Source organism: Clostridium sp. NSJ-49, from assembly GCF_014287725.1.
Taxonomy (GTDB): domain Bacteria; phylum Bacillota; class Clostridia; order Clostridiales; family Clostridiaceae; genus Clostridium; species Clostridium disporicum_B.
In genome coordinates this window covers 49,311-64,002 of sequence record NZ_JACOOP010000004.1, presented here as the reverse complement: position 1 = coordinate 64,002, position 14,692 = coordinate 49,311, and the positions used below count along the sequence as shown (strand labels likewise).

The window sequence follows — 14,692 nt, the reverse complement described above, 5'->3', positions numbered from 1 at the left end:
GGTGATATAAAAAATGAATAAGAAATATAAAATAGGTGGAATGACTTGCTCTGCATGCTCTAATAGAGTAGAAAGGGGAGTTAAAAAGATGGATGGTATAATAGATGCAAATGTTAATTTAACAACGGAAACTTTAACGGTTAATTTTGATGAAAATAAATTAAGTGAACAAGATATAGAAAAGAAGGTTAATGATCTAGGGTATACAGTAATTAAAAATACTAAGGTTCATACCTATAAAGTTGAAGGAATGACATGCTCTGCATGTTCAAATAGAGTGGAAAGAGTTACTAAAAAGATGGATGGGGTAATTGACTCAGTAGTTAATTTAACAACTGAAAAATTAACAATTACTGTTGATGAAGATTTAGTTACCTATGGTGATATAAAGCGAACAGTAGAAAAGGCTGGATATAAACTTATAAGAGAAGAAGAAATAAAAGATGATAAGAAAAAGAAAACTGATAAAGAGAAACTTTTTATAAGATTTATAGCATCAACTGTATTTACTCTACCATTACTTATAATAACTATGGGGCATATGGTAGGAATGCCACTACCTCATATTATTGATCCTATGATGAATCCGATGAATTTTGCATTGGTACAGCTTGTTTTAACAGTTCCAGTTATGATAATAGGATATAGATTTTATTATGTAGGGACAAAGAATTTAATTAAATTATCTCCTAATATGGATTCTTTAATTACAGTAGGTACTATAGCCGCTTTTGTATATAGTTTATTTGGTACTTATAAGATATATAATGGAGATAGTTCATATGCTATGCATTTATATTATGAAGCTGCTGTTACTATTCTTACATTAATAACTTTAGGTAAATATTTAGAAGCTGTTTCAAAAGGTAAAACTTCAGAAGCTATTAAAAAGCTTATGGGACTAGTTCCAAAGACAGCAACTATAATTAGAGATGATAAGGAATTAGTTATTCCGATAGATGAAGTTATTGTTGGAGATACTGTATTAGTTAAACCAGGAGAAAAGCTACCAGTAGATGGAGAAGTAATAGAAGGTAGTACGGCTGTTGATGAATCTATGCTTACAGGGGAAAGTATACCTGTAGAAAAAACTATTGGAAGTAAAGTAGTTGGAGCAAGTATTAATAAAACAGGTTTTATTAAATATAAAGCAACAAAGGTTGGAAAAGATACAGCTTTAGCACAAATAATCAAGCTCGTAGAAGATGCCCAAGGTTCAAAAGCGCCAATTGCTAAAATGGCTGACGTAATATCTTCATACTTCGTTCCTATAGTAATAGGACTTGCAATATTTGCAGCTATAGGGTGGCTTATAGCAGGAGAAACTCCTGTATTTGCTTTAACAATATTTATTTCAGTTCTCGTAATAGCTTGTCCATGCGCTTTAGGACTAGCAACTCCAACTGCTATTATGGTTGGTACAGGTAAGGGAGCTGAAAATGGAGTTCTTATTAAAGGTGGAGAAGCTTTAGAAATCACTCATAAGGTAGACACTATAGTATTTGATAAGACAGGTACTATTACAGAAGGAAAACCAAAGGTTACTGATATCATAACAACTAATTATTCTAAAGATGAGCTTTTAGTTATTGCAGCTAGTGCAGAGAAGGGTTCAGAGCATCCTCTTGGAGAAGCGATAGTAAGAGAAGCTGAAGAAAAGAATCTAGAATTTAAGGGTATTGAAAACTTTAGCGCTATTCCTGGACATGGAATAAAGGTTGATATAGAAGGTAAAACTATATTGCTTGGTAATTTAAAATTAATGAATGAAAATTCTATAGAAGTCGGAACACTAGGAACAGAGTCAGATAAATTAGCTCAAGAAGGTAAAACACCTATGTATATAGCTATAGATAATAAGTTAGAGGGAATTGTTGCTGTTGCAGATACAGTAAAATCAAGTAGTAAAGAAGCAATAGAAAATCTTCATAATATGGGGATTAAGGTTGCAATGATTACAGGGGATAACAAAAAGACTGCTGATGCTATAGCTAAACAAGTTGGAATTGATATAGTATTATCAGAAGTTTTACCAGAAGATAAAGCTAATGAGGTTAAGAAACTTCAAGGAGAAAACAGAAAAGTTGCTATGGTTGGGGATGGTATTAATGATGCTCCAGCACTTGCTCAAGCTGATATAGGGATAGCAATCGGTACTGGAACTGATGTAGCTATAGAGTCAGCAGATATAGTTTTAATGAAGGGTGACTTAAGAGATGTTTCAACAGCTATTAAGTTAAGTAAAGCTACTATAAGAAATATAAAACAAAATTTATTCTGGGCATTTGGATATAATGTATTAGGCATTCCAGTAGCTATGGGAGTACTTCATATATTCGGAGGACCATTATTAAATCCAATGATAGCAGCTGCTGCTATGAGTTTAAGTTCAGTATCTGTGCTTACAAATGCTTTAAGACTAAAAAGATTTAAAGCTTAAAAATATATTAAGGAGAGTAGATTTTATGTTAAAGAAAATATTAATTGAAGGAATGAGCTGTAATAAATGTGTTGCACATGTAAAGGAGGCTTTAGAAGAACTTAAAGATGCAAAATCAATAGAGGTAAATCTACAAGAGAAGTATGCTAAAGTAGATACAACTTCAGATGATGAAGAAATTAAAGAAAAAATAGATGATGCAGGATATGACGTAATATCAATAGATAATCTATAATTTTAGAGAAAAATAAGTGAAAAAAGAGAGTTAGTGCTTTTGCAATAATTCTCTTTTTTTGTTTATAATAGTTTCATTACTAATTTGTAAAAAATGCTAGAAATATAAAAATTTATATTAATGTGGGTGAAATATGATTAATAATTTAGAGAGAGGGTATTTCTATAATTTTGGAAGAGATTTAGAAAATATAAATAGAGTAGAAGAAAGATTAAATAGAATCAAAAAAATGGGGTATTTTAAAGGGGAAAATGACTTAGATATTTACTATGAAACTTATATAGTTGAAAGAGAAAAAGGAAGAATAGTAATAAGTCATGGATTTTGTGAATGCTTAGAAAAATATAAAGAAATAATTTATTATTTTATAGAAGAAGGATATTCAGTATTTGGTATTGAGCATCGTGGACATGGAAGGTCAGGACACTTAAGTAAAAAATATAAAAGTCAAGTAAATGTAGAAAAGTTCGATTATTACATTGAAGATTTAAAACGTTTTTTAGATCAAATTGTTAAAGAAAAGGGAAAAGATTTATATCTTTATGCACATTCTATGGGAGGAGCTATAGGTACATTATTTCTAGAAACATATCCTGGTTACTTTAAAAAAGCTGTACTTAATGCTCCTATGATGCAAATAAATACAGGAAAATATTCGAATTTTATAGCAGAATTGTTAGCCAAGTTCTATATTGCCATAGGAAAAGGTGATAATTATATATTTGGACATAAAGATTTTGATGGTATAGATGACTTAGAAGGGTCAGGAACTTCTGATAAATACAGATATATGCATCATTTATCGTATTTAAAAGAAAATAAAGAGTGTCAAAGAGGTGGTGGATCTTTTAGATGGGTAAATGAAGGGCTAAAAGCAACTAGGAAGCTACTAAAAGAGGAGAATATTAAGAAAATAGATATTCCAATATTACTTTTTCAAGCTGGAAATGATACTTTTGTAGTAAATGAGGCTCATAATGAGTTTAAAGCAATAGCTAAGGATTGTGTAATAGTTTATATAAATGAAGGTAAACATGAATTATATTTTGAAAGAGATTCTATACTACATTCCTATTTAGATAGAATATTTAATTTTTATGAGCAAGGAAATGTGTATTCTTAAGATAAAAATCAAAAATTTTATATATAATTGTCTAACATAAAATTAAGAGCTATATATTAAAGCTCTTTTTTTATATAGAAAAATTCTATTTGTATAAAAGAGAAGGGGAGAGTTAAAATTATATATAATAGATTTAATATACAAATATAGAGGTGAATAATAGTGATTAATATAGAAAATCCAAAAGAAGTAGAAGAAGTAATTGAAAATAATAAAATGAGTATTATTTATTTTACTGGTAGTGCATGTGGAGCATGTGAAGTCATAAAGGAAAAGCTTGAGAGTATATTAAATGAATTTCCTAAAATAGAGTGTAGAGAGGTTAATGGCGAAAAGCATATTGATTTAGCAGCTAAGTATGGTATATTTTCTTTACCTATAATGCTACTTTTTATAGAAGGAAAGGAATTTTTAAGAGTAGGAAGAAACGTTAATTTATTAGAGCTAAAAAATAATTTTGAAAGATATTATAATATGATATATTAATATTAAGAATAATTGGGGTAAAATTAGAATATTTACTTAAATGGATTATTTGTACAAAAAATGGTACAATTAATATATATAATTATACAAAAAGATAATAAAGAAAGGTTAACATAGGGAGAGAAGAGTATGGTTAGTAAAATTGAAAAAAGCACGAAAAAAAGTAGTAAAGCTATTATTAGCGAAGAAATATTGCCAAAAGAAATTATAGAATGTAAAAGTGAGAAGAATTTTGGCACCGATTCCAGAAAAATAATGGAGAAAATTCAAACAGAAGAAGAAAAAGAGATTTTTGAGTTGGATGAGCATTTGTTTCACGAAGGAACTCATACAAGTTGTTATGAGTTTATGGGAGCACACTTTGTAAAATATAAAGGAAAAAATGGAGTTAGATTTACAACTTGGGCACCAAGAGCTAGTAAAATAACTGTAGTTGGTGATTTTTCAAATTGGGAAATTAGAAAAGAAAATGAAATGAAAAGATATAATCAGCTTGGATTATGGACAACCTTTATAACAGGATTAAAGCCAGGCGAAAGATATAAGTTAGCAGTTACAAATTATGATGGTAGTAATACAGTTCTAAAATCAGACCCATATGCTTTTAAGTCTGAATTAAGGCCAAATACAGCATCTATATTAGTAAAGGAAAATAAATTTAGATGGTCAGATAAAAGATGGTTAAATAAAAGAGAGAAAAGTGATATTCAAAGTAGTCCTATGAATATTTATGAATTACATTTAGGTTCATGGAGAAGAAAAGATGGAGAATTCATGACTTATAGGGAAATAAGTGAAGTATTACCAGAATATATACAAGAAATGGGATATACTCATGTTGAGATCATGCCATTACATGAACATCCATTAGATAAATCTTGGGGATATCAAGCAACAGGATATTATTCACCAACATCAAGACATGGAGATTCTACAGAACTTAAGGAATTAATAAATAAATTGCATAAAAATGATATTGGAGTGATTTTAGATTGGGTTCCAGGACATTATTGTAAAGATTCACATGGATTGAGCTATTTTGATGGAACTGCAACTTATGAGTATCAAGATTATTGGAAGGCAAATAATGAGGGCTGGGGAGCTTGGAATTTTGATTTAGGAAGATATGAAGTAAAAAGCTTTTTAATATCAAATGCTATGTATTGGATAAAAGAGTTCCACGTTGATGGATTAAGAGTTGATGCTGTATCAAATATGCTTTACCTTAGCTATGGACGTAATGAAGGTGAATGGACTCCTAATATCTATGGAGGCAATGGAAATTTAGAAGCTATTAGTTTTTTAAAAGAATTTAATGAAGTTGTTCATAAAAACTTTCCAGGGGTAGTAACTGTGGCAGAAGAATCATCTACATGGCCTAAGATAACGCATCCTGTAAGTGAAGGGGGAATAGGTTTCGATTTTAAATGGAATATGGGATGGATGAATGATACATTGAGCTATGTGGAGCTTGACTCTATATATAGAAAATATCATCATAATAAGATGAATTTTTCAATGATGTATCAGTACTCAGAAAATTTCATTTTACCTATATCTCATGATGAAGTTGTACATGGTAAAAAATCATTAGTAAATAAGATGTTTGGAGATAATTGGTGCAAGTATGCTGGATTAAGATTGTATGCAGCTTTTATGATGGCTCACCCAGGTAAAAAACTATTATTTATGGGAAGTGAATTTGGGCAATTCATAGAGTGGAGAGAGTATGAACAGTTACAATGGCAGATAATTGACAAATATAAAATCCACAAGCAAGTTCATAATTATTTTAAGGTATTAAATAGATTTTATAAAGAAAATCCATCGTTATGGGAACTTGATAATAAAGAAGAAGGCTTTCAATGGATAGATGCAGATAATAGTGAAAAGAGTATATTATCATTTATAAGAAAAGGTAAAAATGAAGATGATATGTTGATCTTTGTTTTAAATTTTACACCTGTAACATATTATGATTTTGAGGAAGAAGTTCCTAAGGAAGGGGAATATGTAGAAGTATTAAATAGTGATAGCATAGAATTTGGAGGAAGTGGACAGACTTTAGAAAGGTCTGTATTTACTAGTGATGATAATGGTGAGCCATTTAAAATTAAAATTAAAGTACCTCCATTAGCAGTAACAGTATTAAGACCAAAGATTTAGAAATTGTATGTATGAAAATTACAATAAGGTGGTGTTTGAGTGGAAATACTGAATTATGTTGAAAAATTTGAGGTTGATGGAAATAAACATGGTAGATACGGGATAAAGTTAAGTCCTATGTCAAATACTATAAGATTTACAGCAAAATATGATAATGCTATATGTGCTTATATTGTAGGTGATTTTAATGATTGGGAAAAATCAGAAGAATTTAAGTTAACTTGGCAGCTTGATATTGAAGATGGCACCTTAAAGATGATAAAGGATGTAAAATTTGAAAATGGGTTAGAAGAAGGTCAGTATAGATATAAATATATATTAGTTGATAGAGAAGGAGATGAAATATGGGTTGATAATTCCTATGGTGGAAAAAATGGTTTTAAGTTTACTTGGGATAGAGTTGAGAGTGTTTTAGAAATATTATCGTCAAATAAGTTTGTAAGTTATAAAGCTCCAGTAGAGTTAGTAGGAAGAGTAGTTGAATTGTATGACAAAGTATCTTTTCCAGATATTAATTGGTATTTAAAAGAAGAGATAGAAGGGGTGAAGTTAGAAAATTCATACTTATATGTTTCAGAAGATGTAGAAGAAGGAACAGAAATAGTTGTAATTGCACAAACTTCTGATAATAAATATAAGAATGAAAAAAAAATTATCGTTTCTAAGAGTTTATCTGACCAAACATTGGTACATTTTCTTACTGATGATAATAAATATATTGGAGAGAGCTATTTATGGAATTGTTGGGCATTTCAAGATGGATGTGATTCAAAGGAAATAGACTTTAATATAGAGACAGATTTTGGAGATTCTGCATATATGCCGTATCATAATTTCATAATAAGGAAAAAACAATGGGGTCCTAACTGGGTAAACCAGTGGGCAGAACAAAGTCCAACCTTTAATACCGGCAATAAAGAGAATAACCTATATATTTTATACGGAATACCAAGCCCATATAATTCGTTAAAGGAGGCTGTTATGGCCTGTGGAACTAAAATAAAATTTGCGGTTATTGATAACGATAGGAAGATAAAAGCGTACTTAACAAGAGAACCTCTACTAGGTGTTGACTTTCACCTTTATATAAATGGAGAAAAAATAGAGGGAGTATCAACTATAATAAGAGGAAGAGAAGTAATCTTAACTAATATACCGAAGAATATAAATGCTAATGACTTAGTAGTTGTAAGTCCTTCAAATATGTATAATCCATGTAAGGTTACGATGAGAAGTTATTTAGATAAGTATTATTACTCGAAAGAAATTGGAGTTTCATTTTTGACGGAAGATATAGTTTTAAGACTTTGGGCACCTACAGCATATAAAGTAGAAATAGCTTTATACAATAATTATGATGATTTAAATCAGAATTATTGTACTGTAGAGGAAATGGCATATGATCAAAAAACAGGAACACATTATGCCGCTATAGATAGAGAAAAAAACCAAGGTAAATATTATTTATATAAGCTATATTTTAGAGATATAAATAATGATGGTGAGATTATAGATAAAATAAATTATGCTGTTGATCCGTATGCATTTGCAGTAGGTGTTAATGGAGATAAGGGAGTTTTAATAGATATTAATAGCAATGATTGTAAGCCATTAGGATGGAAGGAAGATAAGAGTCCTTATATCGATAAAAAGATTGATTCAATAATATATGAAGCTCACGTAAGAGATTTTACAATAGATAAGACTTCTGGAGTAAGTGATGATTTAAGAGGAACTTACTTAGGATTGGTAGAAGAGGGAACTTCTTATATAGATGAAGTTAGTAATAAGAAGGTAAGTACAGGAATAGATCATTTAAAGGAATTAGGAATTACTCATATTCATTTGCTTCCGACTTATGATTTTGGTTCTGTAGACGAGAGATTCAAAGATATTGAAGGCAATAGAAATTGGGGATATGATCCTAAAAATTATAATGTCCCAGAAGGAAGTTACAGTACAGATCCATACAATCCAATTACGAGAATTTTAGAATTTAGACAGATGGTTCAAGGATTTCACAAAAATGGTATACGAGTAGTTTTAGATATGGTTTATAACCATATGATGAGTACAGAAAATATGGATAAAATAGTACCTGGATATTATTTTAGAACAGATTATTTGGGAAGATACTCAAATGGTTCAGGATGTGGAAATGAATTATGTACAGAGAGCCCTATGGTTAGAAAATTTATTTTAGACTCTTGTAGTCATTGGATAAAAGATTACCATGTTGATGGGTTAAGATTTGATTTAATGGAATTAATGGATATAAAGACTACTAAGGAGATTGTAAGGAAAACTTCAAGAATAGATAAGAACTTTTTAATATACGGAGAACCTTGGAAAGGTGGGGATTCTCCTGTTAAGAATGGAACTTATAAAGGTTCTCAGAAGAAAGAAAATTTCTCAGTATTTAATGATACATTTAGAGATGCTATAAGAGGAGATAATTCTCCTTCGAGAGGATTTATAAATGGAGATCAGCATAATGCAATAAAAGCATGGAATATAGTTGAAGGGTTAAAAGGTTCTATATATACAATAACTTATAATCCAGATGAAAGTATAAACTATATGGATGCGCATGATAATTACACTTTATGGGATCAAATTGAAAAAACTCAAAATTATAATACTCAATATGGACAATATAGAGATAATATTGGAGACAATATATTAGACAATTATAATGTTAGACAGTATTTATTAGGAGCTTCAATATTATTCACTGCTCAAGGAATACCATTTTTTCAAGGAGGATCAGAATTTCTTAGAACTAAGCAAGGAGACCATAATAGTTATAAGAGTGGAGACATTATTAATAGTATTAAATGGAGTGATAAAGTTAAATACAACGAAGTTTTTGAATATTATAAAGGGTTAATAAAAATAAGAAAACAATATGATTTATTCAAAATAACATCACCAGAAGACGTTAAGAAAAATCTAAGTATAAAGTTTGCTCATAATGATGATAAGTCTGGAGTCATAATTTCTTCAATTTCTAGTGAAGATAACAGTGAAGAATTTATTATTATTTATAATGGAACTAGTATTGATAATTATGATGTAAATAGTGAGATATCTTTAGATGTTGATAAAGAGTGGAGTATAATAGCTAATGGTAAATTAGCTGGAGTAGAAGTTATTAAGAAGATAGTTGATTCTAATATACCTTTAATAAAATCATACTCAGCTATTATATTACGTGGAATTGCATTATTAGAAAAATAATATCAAATAAAAGATATGCCTGTGGCAAAGTGCTGAATGTCATAGGCATATTTTTTTAGTGAGTAAATTATTCAGAATAAAATTAGTATTTCAGCAGATGTAAAATTAAGGTAAAATATTAATTGGAAATGAAGAGTGATGAAAGAGGTGAATTTATGATAAAGGTAGAAAGTTTAACTAAAGAGTTTAGGATAAGTAAAAAATATCCTGGATTTAAAGGAGCTATAAAAACATTTTTTTCTAGAGAGTATACTGAAAAGTTAGCAGTAGATTCTATAAGTTTTGAGATAGGTGAAGGAGAAATAGTTGGATATATAGGTGCTAATGGAGCAGGGAAGTCAACTACAATAAAAATGATGACTGGAATTTTAACACCTACATCTGGGACCGTTACCGTAAATGGGTTAGTACCCTATGAAAATAGAGAAAAGAATGCTAAAAATATAGGAGTAGTTTTTGGCCAAAAGACTCAATTGTGGTGGGACTTGCCTATATCTGAGACGTTTACTCTATTAAAAGATATTTATGAAGTAAGTGATGAAGATTTTGAAGAGCGAATGAACTTCTTGAAGGAATTATTAGGATTAGAGGAGTTTTTTTTAAATCCAGTAAGAACATTATCATTGGGACAAAGAATGAGAGCAGATTTAGCAGCGGCGCTTATACATAATCCAAAGATAATATATTTAGACGAGCCTACTATTGGCTTAGATGTAGTTGTAAAGGAAAATGTAAGAAAGGCTATAAAAGAGATAAATGAAAAATATGGAACTACTATAATATTAACTACACATGATTTAAACGATATTGAGGAGTTATGTAGTAGGATAATTATAATTGATAAAGGTAAAAAGATTTATGATGGTGAGATTCAAGGAATTAAAGATAAATATGGATATTTAACTACAGTAGAAGCTCAAATTAAAGGCGATATTTCTATAAACGACTTAAAGTTCAAAGAAATAGTTAAAGACGATGATTTTAATTTAGATATAAAAGAAAATAAATTAGCTATAACATTTAATAAAAATAAAATATCTTCAGCAGAGATAATAAGTGAGGTTATGAAGGAAGCTAAAGTTATTGATTTTATAGTTAAAGAAACTAGTATTGAAGATATAGTAAAGAAGATGTATAGAAATGAGGTGTAAATATGAATAAATTAAAGGAAATTAGAACATATTTACCTTTTGCAAGAAATACATTTCAAAAATTAATATCTTATAAGGCAAATGTAATTATTTTTATGTTTGGAGACTTACTTATGCTAGCTGTAACTTATTACTTATGGAAAGCTATATATGGGAGCTTAAGTGAAGTGGTAATAAATGGATTTAATTTAAATCAAATGATTATATATGTTTTTATAACATTCTTAACCAGTTTAATGACTTCTGTAGACATAAGCCAGGACATATCTAGGGAAGTTTTAGATGGGTCGATAGCAATTAATTTAGTTAGACCTATTAATTATGAGAAGAGGATGTTTTTTCAAGGTTTAGGAAATGTCTTTTATAATTTTATAGTTATATTTTTGATTACATTTACCTTAACAACATTTTTATTTTATAGATACTTTGGATATATAAATGTAATAAATATTATTATATATTTTATAAGTATTGTATTAGGAATACTTATAAGCTTTTATTTTAGTTATATATTTGGATTATTTTCTTTTAAAATTACAAATATGTGGGGAATGTCACAAATTATGCAGGCTATTATTCAGCTTTTATCAGGTACATTAATTCCTATAGCATTTTTTCCATCATGGGCACAAGCTATAGTTAAACTATTTCCATTTAGTTCAGTAATTTATACTCCTACGATGATTTATTTAGGAAAGCTTAGTAATACTGAAATTATAGTATCATTAGGAATACAAGTATTTTGGATAGTTTTACTTATGATTATTGCAAAATCTATGTGGAAATCTATGATAAAGAATTTAACTGTTGTAGGAGGTTAGGTTATGAAAAGACATTTTAAATTATATATAAGATTCTTACAACAATATATAAAAACACTTATGGCTTATAGAGCAGATTTTATATTAGGTCTTATTGGATTTATATTAGTTCAATCTGTAGGTGTAATATTTATAAGCCTTATATTTAGTGCAATACCTACTTTAAGTGGATGGTCATTTTATGAAATATTATTTATATATGGTTTTGCACAGATACCTAGGGGGATAGACCATGTATTTACAGATCAATTGTGGATATTTAGTTGGAAAACTATAGCACAAGGTGAGTTTGATAGATATTTAGTAAGACCTTTGAATCCACTTTTTCAAGTTATAGTAGAAAAGTTTCAACCTGATGGATTTGGAGAAATAATTATAGGTACAATGCTTTTAATAACATCTTGGAGTAAACTTTCTATTGAAGTTACATTTGGAAAGATAATTGCTCTAATATTCATGATTCTTTGTGCAACAGTTATATATACAGCTATTAAACTTGCTGTCACATCAATTACTTTTTGGGTAAAATTCGCTCAAAGTTATATGTTCATGGTATATCAATTAAGTAGCTTTGTTAAATATCCAATTAATATATATCCAAGTTGGATTAGAACGACATTAACATTTATAATACCTTTTGCATTTACAGGATATTATCCCGGAGCATATTTGCTAGGAAGAGGCAGCTTTTTTCAAGGAGTAATAATGACATTTTTAATAAGTATGCTTTCTATTTTGGTAGCGTATAGAATATGGCTAATAGGAATAAGTAGATATGAAAGTACAGGAAGTTAAGATGTATCTTCGATAGGAGAAATATTTACCTAGAGCAAAGATAAATATGCTTTACAGCACATAAATCAAGATTTGATACAGAAATATAAATGTTTGCTACGTTAGGGGAAAGGTTGCAGTGCAAAGTGGAAGGTAAGAAAATTTTCACTATTGATGTAAGCAAATTTTTTCTTTAACGTAGTGAATTTTTCACTTTTGCAGAGCAACCTATTAATCTTGCCATCAGGCAACTAATTATTTTTCTTGAAAGCTTTGGCAATGTGCTTCTGAATATATTTTAACGTCATCTCCACCAACGCTAATACAAGGTAAATCACATAAACTATTACAATTATATTTACAGTTCTCAACTTTACAAATTAAAGCATCACATGAACCTGATGCATTTGTATTATTAGTTAAATCACTATAAAGATTCTTATCTAAAAAAGAACCACAACATGTATCTTTAGAGCAAGAAGAGTTTAAACCACCAATGTTAACTCTATTTGAATAGCATACTCCAGATTTGTTATGAGAACAATTATTTACTGAACAATTTATTTCTGCCATATTAAACACTCCTTTTATTATTTAGAAAAATATCTATCAAGTAATCCTTTAAATGCTCTTCCATGTCTTGCTTCATCTTTACACATTTCATGGACTGTATCATGAATAGCATCTAAGTTATTTTGTTTAGCTAAAGCAGCAAGTTTTTTCTTACCGTCACAAGCACCAAATTCAGCTTCAACTCTTGCACTAAGATTAGATTTTGTATCAGCTACAACAACTTCTCCTAAAATTTCGGCAAATTTTGAAGCGTGGTCAGCTTCTTCGTAAGCAATTCGCTTATAAGCTTCTGCAACTTCAGGATATCCTTCTCTATCAGCAACTCTTCCCATTGCAAGATACATACCAACTTCTGTACATTCGCCAATAAAGTTTGCTCTTAACCCTTCTATAATTTCAGGGTCAATACCTTCAACTATTCCAACTCTATGCTCATCTGCCCATTGTAATTCGCCTTTCATTTCTTCGAATTTACTAGCTGGAGCCTTACATATTGGACATACTTCAGGTGGAGTATCACCTTCGTGAACATAACCACAGACTGTACAAATATACTTTTTCATTAAATTTTCCTCCCTTTATTTATTTTATAGACAATAAAAGTTTCAACTGTAGTATTATTTGCTAATTAAGAAAGAAATATTTATTTATATTATTATATTGGGAATATAAATTATTAGGTGTTTACTATATAACAATAAGTTTACAAAATTATACATATGTCATACAATTAATATAATGTTAAATGCTGAAGAATAAAAGCGATACTTTAAAGTATGATGAAATCTAGTGCTAGTTACTTGAGATAGTAGAAGAATATTTTGGTAGAGATAGATGGTATCAGTAATATAGAAGAATTAGATGTAAAAAGTAAAGGAGTAGAGATATATTATGAAAAAACATGTAGGGATGAGAAAAAATAAGGTGTTATATAAGATATGTCTTGCCGTAGGACTAGCTTTAATTATTTATTATATAGGTTTAAGATTAATATCTGGATTTGTTGCTTTTTCAAGTATGTTTGGCTTATTAGGAGTGATACTTTTTGTATATGGATTTATAGAGCTAAAATTCAATATTAATATATGGGGAAGAATACCTAAGATTTTAAGAAGAATCATAACAGTATTATTTTCTATAGGTATGATTATCTTTATAATAATAGAAGGAATTATAATCTATAATGGACATCACTATGATAAGGAAAGACCAGATTATCTTATGGTATTGGGAGCTGGACTTAGAGGTAGTAAAGTAAGTACTTCACTTTTATACAGGCTAGAAACTGCTGTAGAGTATAATAAACTTTATCCAGATGTAAAAATAATAGTTTCAGGGGGACAAGGTCCGGATGAAGATATAAGTGAAGCAAAAGCAATGAAGGATTGTCTAGTTAGTAAAGGTATAGATGAAAATTTAATCATAAGTGAAGATAAATCTACCAATACTTATGAAAATTTCTTGTTTACTAAAAAATTATTAGAAGATGAAACAGGAGAAGAAGACTTTACTGTTACAGTAATATCAAACAACTTTCACATGTTTAGAGCTAAATATTTGGGAGAACAAGTAGGGTTTGAATGTTTAGGATATCCGGCACCGTCTCATGCTGCATCAAGTTTTATATTTTATACTAGAGAATTTTTCGGTGTTATTAAAGCCTTTGTTTTTAAGAGGTAGTAT

At 29.3% G+C, this 14,692-nt stretch carries 12 protein-coding genes; 10 read left to right on the top strand and 2 right to left on the bottom strand.

Annotated elements, in window-relative coordinates; all coding sequences use genetic code 11:
• Positions 1–13: 13 nt before the first annotated feature.
• The 9 genes from H8S10_RS02205 to H8S10_RS02165 all read left to right on the top strand — a co-directional run bounded on the left by H8S10_RS02205 (position 14) and on the right by H8S10_RS02165 (position 12,457).
• Positions 14–2,440 carry a heavy metal translocating P-type ATPase gene (locus tag H8S10_RS02205; RefSeq protein WP_186837805.1) on the top strand — a complete coding sequence of 809 codons (2,427 nt, stop codon included), beginning with the start codon at positions 14–16 and terminating at the stop codon, positions 2,438–2,440.
• A gap of 25 nt (positions 2,441–2,465) precedes the next feature.
• A complete protein-coding gene (locus H8S10_RS02200; protein ID WP_055264234.1) occupies positions 2,466–2,675 on the top strand; it encodes a heavy metal-associated domain-containing protein in 210 nt (69 codons plus the stop codon).
• A gap of 133 nt (positions 2,676–2,808) precedes the next feature.
• Positions 2,809–3,798 (top strand): alpha/beta hydrolase, encoded by a 990-nt coding sequence (locus tag H8S10_RS02195; protein ID WP_186837804.1) that lies wholly within the window; start codon positions 2,809–2,811, stop codon positions 3,796–3,798.
• Between the two features lie 162 nt (positions 3,799–3,960).
• Positions 3,961–4,284 (top strand): thioredoxin family protein, encoded by a 324-nt coding sequence (locus tag H8S10_RS02190; RefSeq protein ID WP_084758947.1) that lies wholly within the window; start codon positions 3,961–3,963, stop codon positions 4,282–4,284.
• 255 nt (positions 4,285–4,539) lie between these two features.
• Positions 4,540–6,450 carry a 1,4-alpha-glucan branching protein GlgB gene (gene glgB, locus H8S10_RS02185; RefSeq protein WP_186837839.1) on the top strand — a complete coding sequence of 637 codons (1,911 nt, stop codon included), beginning with the start codon at positions 4,540–4,542 and terminating at the stop codon, positions 6,448–6,450.
• Positions 6,451–6,489: 39 nt separating this feature from the next.
• The gene (pulA, locus tag H8S10_RS02180) at positions 6,490–9,690 is read left to right on the top strand and encodes a type I pullulanase (RefSeq protein WP_347707659.1); all 3,201 of its coding nucleotides are present in this window, start codon (positions 6,490–6,492) and stop codon (positions 9,688–9,690) included.
• Between the two features lie 155 nt (positions 9,691–9,845).
• Positions 9,846–10,841, top strand: coding sequence for an ATP-binding cassette domain-containing protein (locus H8S10_RS02175; protein WP_055264238.1), 996 nt, complete (start codon positions 9,846–9,848; stop codon positions 10,839–10,841).
• 2 nt (positions 10,842–10,843) lie between these two features.
• The gene (locus H8S10_RS02170) at positions 10,844–11,662 is read left to right on the top strand and encodes an ABC-2 family transporter protein (RefSeq protein ID WP_186837803.1); all 819 of its coding nucleotides are present in this window, start codon (positions 10,844–10,846) and stop codon (positions 11,660–11,662) included.
• Between the two features lie 3 nt (positions 11,663–11,665).
• Positions 11,666–12,457, top strand: coding sequence for an ABC-2 family transporter protein (locus H8S10_RS02165; protein ID WP_055264242.1), 792 nt, complete (start codon positions 11,666–11,668; stop codon positions 12,455–12,457).
• 234 nt (positions 12,458–12,691) lie between these two features.
• Here the strand turns inward: H8S10_RS02165 and H8S10_RS02160 are convergent, their stop codons facing one another.
• On the bottom strand, positions 12,692–13,009 hold the full coding sequence (locus H8S10_RS02160) for a DUF1540 domain-containing protein (protein WP_055264244.1): 318 nt from the start codon (positions 13,007–13,009) through the stop codon (positions 12,692–12,694).
• Positions 13,010–13,026: 17 nt separating this feature from the next.
• Entirely contained in the window at positions 13,027–13,572 is a 546-nt protein-coding gene (locus tag H8S10_RS02155; protein WP_186837802.1) for an NADH peroxidase, read from the bottom strand.
• Between the two features lie 328 nt (positions 13,573–13,900).
• Between H8S10_RS02155 and H8S10_RS02150 the strand changes: the two genes are divergently transcribed.
• Entirely contained in the window at positions 13,901–14,689 is a 789-nt protein-coding gene (locus H8S10_RS02150; RefSeq protein WP_186837801.1) for a YdcF family protein, read from the top strand.
• Positions 14,690–14,692: the final 3 nt, after the last annotated feature.